The sequence below is a fragment of the Streptomyces sp. SudanB182_2057 genome, from assembly GCF_964272715.1.
Classification (GTDB): domain Bacteria; phylum Actinomycetota; class Actinomycetes; order Streptomycetales; family Streptomycetaceae; genus Streptomyces; species Streptomyces rubradiris.
Genome location: NZ_OZ186798.1, coordinates 2,943,503 through 2,956,906, shown reverse-complemented (window position 1 = coordinate 2,956,906; position 13,404 = coordinate 2,943,503). Strand labels below are relative to the sequence as shown.

The 13,404-nt window shown below is 74.3% G+C and carries 13 protein-coding genes; 4 read left to right on the top strand and 9 right to left on the bottom strand.

Annotated features, from left to right (window positions below; genetic code table 11):
- The first annotated feature begins 5 nt into the window (after positions 1-5).
- Positions 6-1,259, top strand: a complete 1,254-nt coding sequence (locus tag ACSURM_RS12535) for a styrene monooxygenase/indole monooxygenase family protein (protein ID WP_436955080.1) — start codon at positions 6-8, stop codon at positions 1,257-1,259.
- Here ACSURM_RS12535 and ACSURM_RS12530 read toward each other — a convergent pair.
- From ACSURM_RS12530 to ACSURM_RS12515, 4 genes are all read right to left on the bottom strand, one after another.
- The gene (locus tag ACSURM_RS12530) at positions 1,246-2,367 is read right to left on the bottom strand and encodes an NlpC/P60 family protein (protein ID WP_436955079.1); all 1,122 of its coding nucleotides are present in this window, start codon (positions 2,365-2,367) and stop codon (positions 1,246-1,248) included. The two genes, ACSURM_RS12535 and ACSURM_RS12530, sit on opposite strands and share 14 nt — an antisense overlap.
- A gap of 112 nt (positions 2,368-2,479) precedes the next feature.
- Entirely contained in the window at positions 2,480-2,797 is a 318-nt protein-coding gene (locus ACSURM_RS12525; protein ID WP_436955078.1) for a hypothetical protein, read from the bottom strand.
- A complete protein-coding gene (locus tag ACSURM_RS12520; RefSeq protein WP_436955077.1) occupies positions 2,794-3,459 on the bottom strand; it encodes a TetR/AcrR family transcriptional regulator in 666 nt (221 codons plus the stop codon). The genes ACSURM_RS12525 and ACSURM_RS12520 overlap by 4 nt, the downstream gene beginning before the upstream one ends.
- Positions 3,460-3,559: 100 nt before the next feature.
- Positions 3,560-4,498, bottom strand: coding sequence for an AurF N-oxygenase family protein (locus ACSURM_RS12515; RefSeq protein WP_289968032.1), 939 nt, complete (start codon positions 4,496-4,498; stop codon positions 3,560-3,562).
- 123 nt (positions 4,499-4,621) lie between these two features.
- Here ACSURM_RS12515 and ACSURM_RS12510 point away from each other — a divergent pair, with 123 nt between their 5' ends.
- Together ACSURM_RS12510 and ACSURM_RS12505 are read left to right on the top strand one after the other, a co-directional pair.
- Positions 4,622-5,731 (top strand): ferritin-like domain-containing protein, encoded by a 1,110-nt coding sequence (locus ACSURM_RS12510; RefSeq protein WP_436955076.1) that lies wholly within the window; start codon positions 4,622-4,624, stop codon positions 5,729-5,731.
- 125 nt (positions 5,732-5,856) lie between these two features.
- On the top strand, positions 5,857-6,693 hold the full coding sequence (locus tag ACSURM_RS12505; protein WP_436961056.1) for a hypothetical protein: 837 nt from the start codon (positions 5,857-5,859) through the stop codon (positions 6,691-6,693).
- A gap of 7 nt (positions 6,694-6,700) precedes the next feature.
- Here the strand turns inward: ACSURM_RS12505 and ACSURM_RS12500 are convergent, their stop codons facing one another.
- The 5 genes from ACSURM_RS12500 to ACSURM_RS12480 all read right to left on the bottom strand — a co-directional run bounded on the left by ACSURM_RS12500 (position 6,701) and on the right by ACSURM_RS12480 (position 12,305).
- Entirely contained in the window at positions 6,701-8,197 is a 1,497-nt protein-coding gene (locus ACSURM_RS12500) for a penicillin-binding transpeptidase domain-containing protein (protein ID WP_436955075.1), read from the bottom strand.
- Positions 8,194-9,555, bottom strand: a complete 1,362-nt coding sequence (locus tag ACSURM_RS12495) for an FtsW/RodA/SpoVE family cell cycle protein (RefSeq protein WP_436955074.1) — start codon at positions 9,553-9,555, stop codon at positions 8,194-8,196. Before ACSURM_RS12495 ends, ACSURM_RS12500 begins: the two co-directional genes overlap by 4 nt.
- 159 nt (positions 9,556-9,714) lie before the next feature.
- Positions 9,715-10,959, bottom strand: a complete 1,245-nt coding sequence (locus ACSURM_RS12490) for an ATP-binding protein (RefSeq protein WP_436955073.1) — start codon at positions 10,957-10,959, stop codon at positions 9,715-9,717.
- Positions 10,956-11,681, bottom strand: coding sequence for a hypothetical protein (locus ACSURM_RS12485; RefSeq protein WP_436955072.1), 726 nt, complete (start codon positions 11,679-11,681; stop codon positions 10,956-10,958). Before ACSURM_RS12485 ends, ACSURM_RS12490 begins: the two co-directional genes overlap by 4 nt.
- Before the next feature lie 117 nt (positions 11,682-11,798).
- On the bottom strand, positions 11,799-12,305 hold the full coding sequence (locus ACSURM_RS12480; RefSeq protein WP_436955071.1) for a protein-tyrosine phosphatase family protein: 507 nt from the start codon (positions 12,303-12,305) through the stop codon (positions 11,799-11,801).
- A gap of 96 nt (positions 12,306-12,401) precedes the next feature.
- Between ACSURM_RS12480 and ACSURM_RS12475 the strand changes: the two genes are divergently transcribed.
- Positions 12,402-13,205 carry a nuclease-related domain-containing protein gene (locus ACSURM_RS12475; protein WP_436955070.1) on the top strand — a complete coding sequence of 268 codons (804 nt, stop codon included), beginning with the start codon at positions 12,402-12,404 and terminating at the stop codon, positions 13,203-13,205.
- Positions 13,206-13,404: the final 199 nt, after the last annotated feature.

The window sequence follows — 13,404 nt, the reverse complement described above, 5'->3', positions numbered from 1 at the left end:
CCCGCATGCGGAAGATACTCGTCGTCGGAGCCGGCCAGTCCGGCCTCCAGCTCGCCCTCGGCCTGCAGTCGCACGGCTACGAGGTCACCCTGATGTCGAACCGGACCGCGGACGAGATCCGCTCCGGCCGGGTCATGTCGACGCAGTGCATGTTCCACACGGCACTCCAGCACGAGCGGGACCTGCAGCTGAACTTCTGGGAGTCCCAGGCTCCGAAGATCGAGGGACTCGGCGTCTCGGTCGCCGCGCCCGGCTCGCACGACCCGGGCCCCACCCAGCGGGCCATCGACTGGGTGGGCAAGCTGGACGGGTACGCGCAGTCGGTCGACCAGCGGGTGAAGATGGCCGGCTGGATGGAGACCTTCGCGCAGCGCGGCGGCCAGCTGGTCATCCACGGCGCCGCCGTCGGCGACCTGGACTACTTCTCCCGCACCTACGACCTCGTCCTGGTCGCGGCCGGCAAGGGCGAGCTGGTGTCGATGTTCGCCCGCGACCCCGAGCGCTCCCCGTACGCCGAGCCGCAGCGGGCGCTGGCGGTGGCGTACGTGCACGGGCTCGGCCCGCGCCCGGAGCACCCGGAGTTCGACGCGGTCCGCTGCAACCTGGTCCCCGGGGTCGGCGAGCTGTTCGTCATGCCGACCCTGACCACCTCCGGCCGCGCCGACATCCTGTTCTGGGAGGGCATACCCGGCGGCCCGCTCGACGTCTTCCGGGGCGTCAAGGACCCGGCGGAGCACCTCTCCCTGACCCTGGAACTCATGGAGCGGTTCACGCCCTGGGAGTACGCGCGGGCCACCAAGGTCGAACTGACCGACGCGGGCGGCACGCTGGCCGGGCGCTACGCCCCGACCGTGCGCAACCCCGTCGGCCGGCTGCCCTCGGGCGGTCTGGTCCTGGGCGTGGCCGACGTGGTCGTGGCCAACGACCCGGTCACCGGGCAGGGCTCCAACTCGGCGTCCAAGTGCGCGGCGGCGTACCTGGCCTCGATCCTGGAGCACGGCGACAAGCCGTTCGACGAGGAGTGGATGCGGGCCACCTTCGACCGCTACTGGGCCACCGCGCAGCACGTCACCAAGTGGACCAACGCCATGCTGGCGCCGCCGCCGGAGCACGTGCTGAACCTCATCGGCGCGGCCGGGTCGCTCCAGCCCGTGGCGGACCGTTTCGCCAACGGGTTCAACGACCCGGCCGACTTCGACGACTTCTTCTTCGACCCCGACAAGGCGGCCGCCTACCTGGGCTCGCTCACCGGGGCCTGAGGCCCGTACCGGGGCGTACGGCGCCCAGGATCGGATGGGCGGCGATCGGCGAGACCGTGACCCGCCCGCCCGGTCGCGGCGCCTGGACGACCTTTCCGTCCCCCACGTACATCGCCACGTGCGTCGCCTCGGGGAAGTACACCACCAGGTCCCCCGGGCGCAGCCGGGGCAGCGGCACCTTGCCGAGCCGGTCCCACTGCTCCTGGCTGGTGCGCGGGACCGGGACGCCCGCCTGGGCCCAGGCCCGCGAGGTCAGCCCGGAGCAGTCGTAGGCGTCCGGGCCCGCCGCGCCCCACGCGTACGGCTTGCCGACCTGGTCCAGGGCGTAGCGGACCGCGCGGTCGGCGGCCGGTGCGGCGGGGCCGGCGGCGGGCGGTGCCGCCGGGCGGTCGGCGGGCAGGGCGCCCGCGGTGGTGAGTTCGCGCTGGGCCTTCGCGACCCCCTGTTCCTCCAGCCGGGCCACGGCCGCGAGCTGGTCCGGGGTGAGGCCGGCCAGCATGCGCTCCACGCCGGCCAGTCGCCTCCGGACGTCGTCCCGCTGCCGTTTCTGCCGGGCGGCCAGGCCGAGTTGGGTGTCCAGGGCCTTGCGGGCCGCGCGGGCCAGGGCGTCCTGGCGGCGCTCCGCGTCGGCCAGCCGGGTCACCGCACGGGCCCGTTCGCGCGCCAGCTCGCCGATGACGTGCCCCTCGTCCAGCGCGGCCTGCGGATCGGGGGCGAGGAGGAGGCGGACGTAGGGGCCGAGGCCGCCGCCGCTCTGGTACTGCTGCCGGGCCAGCCGGCCGGCGTCCAGCCGCTGGGACCGCAGGGCGAGCCGGGCGCGGGCGAGTTCGTCGTCCAGCCGGGCCACCTCGGCGCGCTGCCGCTCCAGTTTCTCCGTGGTGGCGTTGTAGGTCTCGGTGGCCCGCTCGGTCTGCCGGTACAGCCGCTGAAGATCCGTCAGCAGCCGAGCCACCGACGGTGGTTGGTCGGCCGGGGCCGCGGGCGGCTGTGCGTCCGGTGCGGACACGGACGGCCGTGGATCCGGCACGGCTGCGGCGGGTACGGGCGCGAGGACGGCCTGGGCCGCGACCGCGGCCGTACCGGCCAGACGCCGGAGCACTGCTGACACGTCATCACCTCCGGGGCGCGGAGGGCGGGCTCTCCGCCGTCCGTCGCACGGTGATAATCAGACGTGTCGGCACACAATATGCGGGAAGGCTGCGCGGTTCGGCGCACCGCTTTCACTCGTTCGTGTCACCCGGCTTGCCGGATCGCGGGGCATCGGGCGGGGGAGCGGCCGGCTTGGACCAGGGCCACCTGAGCCGTCCGCCGGTGGTGTCGTCCGGGTCGTACCGGTACTTCCAGCCCTGGACCAGCCCGAGCCGTCTGCTGTGCCCGCGCGGTGCGCGCCGGTAGACCAGCACCGTGGGCGGGCCGCCGTCCGGGTCCGGGACGGGGATGCGGTACGTCTTCGGGGGGTGCCCGGTGGGGCCGAGCAGGACGGGCAGCACCCTGCCGTCCATGGGGCCGCCCTCGAAGGGGGTGTCCTGGCTCTTCACGCGCTCGGTACCGGGCCGGCCTCGGCGAGCGCGGCGACGAGCGCCGCCGTCTGCGGGTCGCGGCCCGCGGTGACCTTGAGCACGGCCACGAACTGCTCCACCAGCCAGTCGCGCAGCTCCGCGGGCGGCGGCTGCTTGTCGTTGTCCAGCCAGATCAGCGAGGCCGCCTCCACGGCCGCGATCCACATCCGCACGGTCATGCGCAGCGGCGCGCCGGGCTCGCTGACCTCCATGTGCTGGTAGATGTGCTCGGCGGCGGACCGGCGCACTCCGTCCACGATGGAGGTGGTGCGCTTGGTCTCCACCACGCTGCCGCCCTGGAGCAGCGCGGCGAAACCGGTGTCGTGCTGGTCGACGAATTCCAGGTAGCGGTCCAGGACGCGGGAGAGGCGGGACAGCGGGGCCGTCTCGTTGGGCTCGTCGAAGCACTGGTTCAGCTGCTCGGCGGCCGACCCGAGCGCGGCCTCGTAGAGCTGCTGCTTGCCGCCCGGGAAGTAGCGGTACACCAGGGGACGCGAGACTCCGGCCGCCTCCGCCACGTCATCGAGGGACACGTCCTCGGGCGCGTGGTGCGCGAAGAGCGAGAGCGCGGCGGCGAGGAGCTGGGTCCGTCGCTCCTCGACGCTCAGGCGGCGGTATGCGGGGGTGGCCGACTGGGTCATGCCGGTCAGCCTAACCGCCGTCGCGAGACCGTCACGCGGCGCTCGCGGGTGGCCGGGGCGCACGCGCGCCGCGCCCGCGCCCCCCGAAGGGCCCGCGGGCCTACGCCAGCAGACCCGACGCCCTCCACAGCCGCCGCCCCACACCCCGCAGGACACCGATGTCGTCCAGGAAATCGGTCAGGCGCTTCGCACCCGTCTGCATGACTTCCCGCCGGTGCCCGCTGGCCTTCACCTGGGCCATCGCCTCCCGCTTGTCCAGCCCCACGTTCGTGTACACCTCCGGGTTGACGAAGGCGACCGAGAAGACCCGGGCGAACTCACCGGAGGTGACCCGGGTGAACTCCTGGGACCACTTCGGGGCGGTCACCATCTGGCGCCGCAACTCCTCACGGGCGTACCGGACGTGCCGGGCCTCCTCCACCACGTGGATCCGCGTGACGCCCCGGATCAGCGGCTGCACCCGCTCGTCCGGGAAGGTCAGCCGCTGCATCCAGTCCAGGACCTCCTCGCCGAGCAGCGTGGCGGTGAACGAACCGGGCGTCGTGGAGATGGTCTTGAACAGGCGGCCGAGGTTCTGGTGGGCCCGGCTCACCGGGTACCAGGGCGTGTCGCCGCGCGAGATCAGGCGCGCGAACATCTTCGAGTGCCGGCACTCGTCCTCGATCTCGGTGAGGGCGTAGCGCACGTGCGCGCTCGTCGCCGCCTTGTCGTAGACGTGCCGGACCAGCAGCTGCATCAGGATGAGCTCGAACCAGATGCCGAGCGAGGCCAGTGCCGCGGCCTCGTGCCGGGAGAGCAGGATGCGCTGTTCCTCGCTCATCCGCCGCCACATCGGGGTGTCGTAGAGCGAGACCAGCTCCGGCGGCCAGAACCACTTGCCCTCCTCGAAGGGCGCGTCCCAGTCCAGCTCCTTGTCCGGGTCGAAGGAGTGTTTGGCGGAAGAGGCGAGCAGCCGTTCGGCCACTTGTTCCCGGTCCTTGAGCAGGCCCAGCGCGTCGCGCAGGCCGTCCAGCGCGTCCGCTTCCGTCAGGGTCGTCATGGCTCCCTCACCTCGTTACCCGGGGGTAGTCGCTTCTGCTCTTATAAGACTCCTTGTCAGTAAGGCCGTCAATCCCTTGCGCAGGACTTGTTGACCCGGCGAGTACCCGTGAGCCTGGTTCGTATGGGGACCTACGACCTGTACGCCAACGACCCCGCGGCCCCCCTCTGGCGGGTGCCCGCCACCGGCGCGGCCCGGTTCACCTGGGAGTACGACGACGGCCGCGACCGTCTGCTCGCCCTCTACCAGAAGGGCAAGGACAAGCAGTGGGACGGGCGGACCCGCATCGACTGGGACCTGGAGGTGGATCCGTACGACGCCCTCGGCACGCCCGAGGAGGCCATGTCCCTCTACAGCACCCGCCATTGGGACAAGCTCTCCGACCGGGACAAGGGCGAACTGCGCCGGCACTACGCCTCCTGGCAGTTCAGCCAGTTCCTGCACGGCGAGCAGGGCGCGATGATCTGCGCGGCGCGGATCGTGGAGTCGGCGCCCGACCTGGACGCCAAGTTCTACTCCGCGACCCAGACCATGGACGAGGCCCGGCACGCCGAGATCTACGGCCGGTTCCTGCACGAGAAGATGGGCCTGCTCTACCCGGTCAACGACGACCTCCAGTCGCTGCTCGGCGACACCCTGCGCGACAGCCGCTGGGACATGCCCTACCTCGGCATGCAGGTGCTGATCGAGGGCCTGGCGCTGGCCGCGTTCGGCATGATCCGGGACACCACGAACAAGCCGCTGCCGCACCAGATCCTGACCTACGTCATGCAGGACGAGGCCCGGCACGTGGCCTTCGGCCGGATGGCGCTGCGCGACTACTACCGGCAGCTCACCGACGCCGAACTGCGCGAGCGCGAGGAGTTCGTCATCGAGGGCTGCCACCTGATGCGCGACCGGCTGCGCGGGGTGGAGGTGCTGGAGAACTTCGGCATCCCGAAGGCCGAGGCGGAGGAGATCAGCGAACAGTCCGAGTTCCTCCGGCTGTTCCGCAAGCTGCTGTTCAGCCGCATCGTCCCTTGCGTCAAGGACATCGGCCTGTGGGGCGAACGCCTCCAGCGGGCCTACGCCGACATGGGCGTCTTCGAACTGGGCGATTCCGACCTGGACCAGCTCATGGCCCAGGACGAGGAACTGGCCGACCGGCTGGACGCCGAACGCTTCGCCGCGGAGGAGCGGGAGCGGGTGGCGGAGGTGGAGGCGACGATCGAGTCGGGCGCGACGGAGGACTGACGGACCGCGCGGCCGGCGGACGCGGCATGCCGTCGGGCCGCGCGTACGCGGCGGCGGGGCCGACGGGGTGCGCGGGGCGCGGTGGCGGGGGTGTCGGCGCGGTGCAGTAGCGTGCTGGCGTGTCCATGCCTCCGCCGCCGCCGCAGCCGTCGTACCCGGGTCCCTACGGGCAGCGGCCCCCGCAGCCCGCCCCCGGCCCGTACGGCTCGCCGTACCCCCAGCAGGCGCCCTACCCGCAGCAGCAGCCGTACCCGCCGCAGCCGTACCCCGGAGGGCAGCCCTACCCGCCGCAGCCCTACCCCGGCTGGGGCGTGCCGCCCATGGCGCCGCCGCCCAGGAGGCGCCGGGTCGGGCTGGTGCTCGGCATCGTGGGCGGAGTCGTCACCGTCCTCGTCGCCGGTCTCGTGGTGCTCGGCGCGGTGGCCGGCAGCGGCTTCCCGGCGGCGGAGCACAAGCTGGTCCTGCCGCACAGCCTGCTCGACGGCGAGTACACCCTCGCCGAGGACCTCTCCGGCACCGAGGGCAAGAAGGTCGAGGACGAGGCCGACGGCGCCTGGGACGTGCGGGACGTCCACGCCACCGTCGGCCGCTACGGCCCGCCCGGCGACGACTCCCGGGCCATGCTGCTCGTCTCCGGCATGTACGGCCGGTTCAAGCACACCCCCGCGATCCGCCGGGGCCTGCTCAAGGGCGCCGCCGAGGCCGACGGCGTGACCGTGGAGCGGCCCGCGCGGGACGTCACCCCGCCCGGCGCCGCCACCTCCGTCAGCTGCCAGGTGCTCACCCAGAAGAGCGCCGCGGTGACCCTGACCTACGGCGTCTGCGCCTGGGCGGACGGCAACACCGCGGCCGCCGTCGGCGAGGTCGATCTCTCCGTGCGGGACCCCGCCGACGTGGACCTGGAGGAGGCCGCGCGCACCGCCCTGCGGGTCCGCTCCGAGCTGCTCCGGCCCGTCGGCTGACCGGCGTTCAGCGGCCGAGCACCGCCCGCATCACCTCCTTGGCGATCGGCGCCGCGGTGCCGCCGCCGCTGATCTCGCCCCGGTCCGCCGCCGCGTCCTCCACCACCACCGCGACCGCCACCTCGGGCTCGGGCGCGTCCTCGGACTTCGCCCAGGAGACGAACCAGGCGTACGGCACCCCCGTGTTGCCGACCCCGTGCTGGGCCGTGCCGGTCTTGCCGCCGACCAGCACGCCCGGGATGGCCGCGTTGGTGCCGGTGCCCTCCTCGACCACCCCGGCCATCAGCTCCGCCAGCCGCGCCGCGGTGGCCGGCCGCATCACCTGCCGGCCGGGCCGGGCCCCGCTCCCGGACAGGGGCGCGCCGCCGTGCCGGGTGGTCCGCTCCACCAGGTACGGCGGCCGCAGCACCCCGCCGTCCGCGACCGCCGCCGCGACCATCGCCATCTGCAGGGGCGTGGCCCGCGTGTTGTACTGCCCGATCGACGACAGCGCCAGCTGCGCCCGGTCCACCCGCGTGTCGAAGGTGCTGGGTGCCACGGAGAAGGGGATGCGCACCTCGGTGTCGTTGAACCCGAACGCCTGCGCCGTGGCCACCATGTCCCGCACCCCCACGGCCACGCCCAGCTTGGCGAACACCGTGTTGCACGACCACTCGAAGGCGTCCCGCACCGAGGCGTCCGCGCAGCCCTCGCCCTCGTTGGTCAACCGGGTGGTGGTGCCGGGCAGCCGGTAGGGGTCCGGGGAGTCGGTCCGCTCGTCCAGGTCCGTGACCACGCCCGCGTCCAGCGCCGCCGCCGCGGTGACCACCTTGAACGTCGACCCCGGCGGATACGTCTGCCGCACCGCCCGGTTGAGCATCGGTTTCTCCGGGTCGTGGTTGAGCCGGGCCCACGCGGACACCACCGCCTCGCTGTTGCCCGACAGCTCCGACGGGTCGTACGACGGGCTGGTCACCAGCGCCAGGATCCGCCCGGTGGCCGGCTCCACCGCGGCCACCGCGCCCTTGCGCCCGGCCAGCCCCCGGTACGCGGCCTCCTGCGCCCGCCGGTGCAGGGTCGTCACCACGTCCCCGCCGCGACCGCGGGCCCGGCTCACGTCGCTCCACAGCGGCAGCGGCCTCAGCAGCGGATCGGTCCCGGACAGCACCCCGTCCTCGGCGTGCTCCAGGAACGTGGTGCCGTACCGCTGCGAGGCGAAGCCGGTGACCGGGGCGTACAACGGGCCGTCCGGATAGGAGCGTTCGTAGCGCAGCTGCTCGCCGGTGTCCACCGAGCCGGTGACCGGACGGCCGTCCACCAGGATGTTCCCGCGCGGCTGCTGGTAACGGGCGATCGTGGCCCGCCGGTTGGCCGGGTTGCCGTCGTACTCCCCGGACCGCACCACCTGCACCCGGGCCGCGTTGGCCAGCAGCGCCGCCAGCAGCAGGGCGCAGAACGCGCGGGCGTGCCGGATGTACCGGGCCGTCGGCCGCCCGCCCTCGGGCAGCGGGCCGTACTCGGTCACGGCGCCTCCCGGCCGTCGTACTGGCTGCGCGCCGAGTCGCTCACCCGGACCAGCAGCGCCACGATCGCCCAGTTGGTGACCACCGAGGAGCCGCCCTGGGCGAGGAACGGCATCGCCATGCCGGTCAGCGGGATCAGCCCGGTCACCCCGCCCGCGATCACGAACACCTGGAGCGCCACGATCGAGGCCAGCCCGACCGCGAGGAGCCGGCCGAACGGCTCGCGCAGCGCCAGCCCCGCCCGGTAGCCGCGCTCCACCAGCAGCGCGTACAGCAGCACGATCGCCGCGAGCCCGGCCAGGCCCAGCTCCTCCCCGGCCGTCGCCAGGATGAAGTCGGACTTGGTGGCGAAGCCGATCAGGATGGAGTGCCCGAGCCCCAGCCCGGTGCCCAGGATGCCGCCCGCCGCGAAGGCGAACAGGGACTGGGCGAGCTGGTTGGGGCCCCGCCCGGCCTCGATGGTGGCGAACGGGTGCAGCCAGTCCTCGATCCGCCCGCCCACATGCGGCTCCAGCCGTCCCACGGCGACGGCGCCGAGCACGGCGAGCAGCAGCCCGACCGCGATCCAGCCGGTGCGCCCGGTGGCCACGTACAGGAGCACCACGAACAGCCCGAAGAACAGCAGCGAGGTCCCGAGGTCCCGCTCCAGCACCAGGACGCCGACGCTCACCAGCCAGATCGTCAGGATCGGCCCCAGCACCCGCCCGGTCGGGAACTGCAGCCGCCACAGCCGGCGCCCGCTGTACGCCAGCGCGCTGCGGTTGGCGGCCAGATAGGCGGCGAAGAACACCGCGAGCAGCACCTTCGCGAACTCGCCGGGCTGGATGGAGAACCCGGCGATCCGGATCCAGATCCGGGCCCCGTTGACCGCCGGGAACAGGATCGGCAGCGCCAGCAGCACGAGGGCGGCCACCACGCACACGTACGCGTACCGCTGGAGCACCCGGTGGTCGCGCAGCACCAGCACCACCCCGATGAACAGCCCCACCCCCAGCGTGGACCACACCAGCTGGGTCGGGGCCGCCCGGTCGCCCGGTGTCTCCAGGTCCAGCCGGTAGATCAGCACCAGCCCCAGCCCGTTGAGCAGCACCCCGATGGGCAGCGGCAGCGGATCGGCGTACGGCGCCCGGATCCGCACCGCGATGTGGGCGAACAGGGCGAGCACCCCGAGCCCGGCGCCGTACCCGACGGCACCCGGCGGCACGGTCCCGGTCCGGGCCAGCCCCACCGCGCAGTAGCCGTACACGGACAGCAGCACGGCCAGCACGAGCAGGGACAGCTCGACGCCCCGGCGCCGGGGAAGACGCACGGCGCGCACGGGAGCGTCGACCGCCGCCAGAGTGCTTCCGGCCTTCGTCATGCCCGGAACTTACCGAAATGGCACAGTCTGGCCGGGCAGGCGCCCCGGGGCGCGAAGCGCCTCAAGGGGCGCGGGGCTGTATCGATATGCGGCTCCGCCGCGTGAGCGCGAGCAACCACGACGCACCCGCACCCCGCGACGCAGGGAAGCCCCCGCCCCCTATTCGCCCCCAGGCAACCGCAACGTAGCCACCGCGCCCCCATCGACCGCGTTGTCGAAGCTCAGCGCAGCGCCCAGCACCTCCGCCTGCCCCGCCGCGATGGTCAGCCCCAGCCCGTGCCCGGTCGCCCCGCCCTCCGTGCGGAACCGCTGCGGCCCGTGCGCCACCAGGTACTCCGGATAGCCGGGCCCGTGATCCCGTACGGTCACCACCGGCCCGTCCACGGTCAGCACCACCGGAGGCGCACCGTGCCGGTGCGCGTTGGCCACCAGGTTCCCCAGCACCCGCTCCAGCCGCCGCCGGTCGGTCTCCACCCGCACGTCCCGCAGGACGCGCACCTCGGTGTCGGTGCCCGAGGCCCGCACCACCCGTTCGGCCAGCGCGCCCAGCGCCTCCGTGCCCAGCTCCAGCCGCTCCCGCCCGGTGTCCAGCCGGGAGATCTCCAGCAGGTCCTCCGTCAGCGTGCGCAGCGCCGCCACCCGGTCCCGCACCAGCTCCGTCGGCCGGCCCGGCGGCAGCAGCTCGGCCGCCGCGTGCAGCCCGGTCAGCGGGGTGCGCAGCTCGTGCGCCACATCCGCGGTGAACCGCTGCTCGCTCAGCAGCTTGCCCTGCAACGAGGACGCCATCGAGTCCAGCGCGGCGGCCACCGCGGCCACCTCGTCCTGCGGCCGGGCCGGATCCCTGGTACGGGGATCGTTCACCCGGGCGTCCAGGTCGCCGGCGCTGATCCGGCGGGCCACCCGCGCCGTGCCGTGCAGCCGCCGGGTCACCCGGGTCACCGCGAACACCCCGACCAGCACCGTCGCCCCGATCGCCAGGGCCGACGACCACACGATCGACTCGTCCAGGCCGGCGATGGTGCGGGACTGCTGCGAGTAGTCCACCGCCACGCCCAGCGCCCGGTGCCCGGCCACCGGCCCCGCCGCCCACATGGCGGGCCGCCCCCGGTACGGCGCGACCATCGTGCCGCGCTGCCCGGACACCGCCAGCGCGCGCAGCGCCGGGGGCAGCTCCGCGGGGTCCACCCGGGCGCCCGGCAGCAGCCGGTCCCCGGCCTCGTACGCCTCGGTGGCGTCGGCGAGCCGGGACAGCGCCAGGTCACGGGCCTGGCCCACGGTCTGGTCGGTCACCGACACGTGCACCAGCACGCCGAGCAGCGCGGCCAGCGCGCAGCACATCACCGTCATGAACGCGGCGGCCCTGACCGCGAGCGCCCCGGACCAGTGCGGCAGCGTCAGCCTCATCGCGCGTCCGGGGAGGCCGAGGGGGACGGCGTGCGCCGGGCGTGCGGGCCGTCGCCGACGTGCAGGTACTCGTCGCGGGAGAACACCATCGCGCGCTGGCCGGGGTCCCACACCCAGGTGGTGCGGTACTCGTAGCCGGAGGTGTCGGCCGGGGAGCGTTCGATCAGCGCCCGCCCGGCCAGCTCCACTCCGAGGAGGGCGTCGTTGTCGGCCAGCACCCGCACCAGCCGCCGCCCCTCGGCGGTGTAGACCCGCACCGCCGTCTGGTTGGTCGGGTACAGCCGGAAGCCCAGCGTCAGGTCCGCCCGGCCGTCCCCGGTCAGGTCCCGGTGGTATGGCTCGAGCAGCGGGCAGCGGTCCCGCTCGCCGCCCGGCCGGCACTGCCTCATCCGGTCCACGGTCGCGTGGTACGGCCCCTTGGGGCCGTAGTCGCCGGGGTGCGCCGACAGCTCCGCCTCCACGACGTCCACCGGATCGACCTTCCGGACGTCGCCGCCGGGGACCGTGACGCCCTTGACGGTCTCCCGGGTCGCCACGGCGTACGGGTAGGCCGGGCTGGACGCGGGCCTGAGGTCGGGCCACAGCCGGGTGGGGCTGACGGCGGTCGTGGTCGGCCCGGCGCCGCGCAGGCCGCCGGTGTCCCCGCAGGCCGTCGCCGTCGCCGACAGCAGGGCGACGGCGGCCAGGGCGAGGGCGGTACGGGCGGGTCGACGGGCCGGCATCCCTACATTCTGACCGAAGTCTGCTTTGTACCGCTTCGTGCGCGGTGGGTGAGGTGGCGGCGGGCGCTCCGGCTCGCGTGCGGGTGCGGCGGGCTACTCGGCCAGCTCCTCCACGGGCTACTCGGCCAGCTCCTCCAGCAGCCGCACGGTCGCCAGGCCCGTCCGCAGGTACTCCACGAACAGGTCGTTGTGCAGCGCCCACGCCGAACGCCGGGCCCGGATCAGCTGGATCGCCTGGTCCGCGGTGTCGCCCCGCTGGACCAGCGCGTGCGCGACGACCAGCCCCGACCGGTTGTACCCGTGGAAGCAGCGCACGAGCACCCGGCGCCCGGCGTCCAGCGCGTCGTTCGCCGCGCGGGCCAGCCGGATCACCCCGGCCAGCTGCGTGCCGTCCAGCGGCCCGTCCGGCACCGGCCACACGTGGTGCTCCACGCCCGGACCGGGCCCGTACCCCGGCAGCCGCAGCAGCGACTGCACCACGTCGAACTCGTCGCGTACGACGGCGAGCTCCAGCCGCCCGGACCGGTCCCGGAACTCGTGGCCGCCCATCCACAGACCGGGCACGATCTCGTTCCACGGGCTCCTCGGAGCCGGTACGTCGGGCTGCTTTCCGAGGGTCCGCAACGGTGCCTCCCCAACTCCCGCACAGGGCCGCCCACCACGGTAACCGGTCTTGCCCCGGGAGCGCCCCGCCTGTTCCCATGGTCGAGGGGTGATGGCATGAGCGGACTGCGCGTGGTGCCGGCCTTCCGGCACGGTCGTGAGCGGCTGTACGTCTGCCGCGCGGACGGAGCGGGCGTGGCCTGGTACGACCGCGAGGCGGGCCGGGTCGATCTGCTCGCCGAGGACGAACGGGACGCCGTGCTCCGGGCGCTGCACCCCTTCCTCACCGGCCCGGTCACCGTGGGCCCGCCCCCGGTACCGACCCCCGCCGAACTCGCCCGGCTGACCCTGCACCCGGACGACGACCTGGCCCCCAACCGCCCCGGGGAGGCCCTGCTCGTCGCCCTGGACCGCCACCCCGGCCCCGCGCACCGGCTGCGCCCCGACCCCCGGCGGCGCGCCCTGACCGCCGAGCAGGCCGTGGGGCGGGCGCTGGACGGGCTGGAGGGCGCCGGCTGGCACACCCTGCACTCCGTCCCGCTGCCCGGCGGCGACCGCATCCACCACCTGGTGATCGGCCCCGGCGGGCTGTTCGCCGTGCACGCCCTGTACGCCCGCCGGGCCCGGGTCCGGGTCGCGGAGCCGATGGTCGCCCTGGGCCGCCGCGAGGCCGGGCCGCTGCTGCGCCCGCTGCGCTCCGCCGCCGACCGCGCCTCCTACGCGCTGACCGCCGAGGTCCGCCCGGTACTGGCCCTGGTGGGCCCCGCCGAGGTGACCGTGACGGCCGAGCCGCGCGGGGTGCGCATCCTGTGCGACCCGGAACCGGCCGACCTGGCCCGGCTGGGCGGGGTCCTCAAGCCGGCCGACGTGGAGGCACTGCACGGCATGGCACGGGACCGGAACGTCTGGCTGAGAGTCTGAACCCGGGCCGCCCGGGACGGGCACGCCACGGCAGGGGAGTGCTCGGCGGCGGCGCGGCGGCCGGGCTCTGATCCGGCGCGGCTCACGGCAGCGCGGTGGCCGGACCGGGGTCAGGTGCGGGGTACGGCACCGGGGCGGTCGACTCCGGGGCAGGCGCGGCGTGCGCCAGTGCGGCGGCCGGCTCCGAATGCGGCGTGGC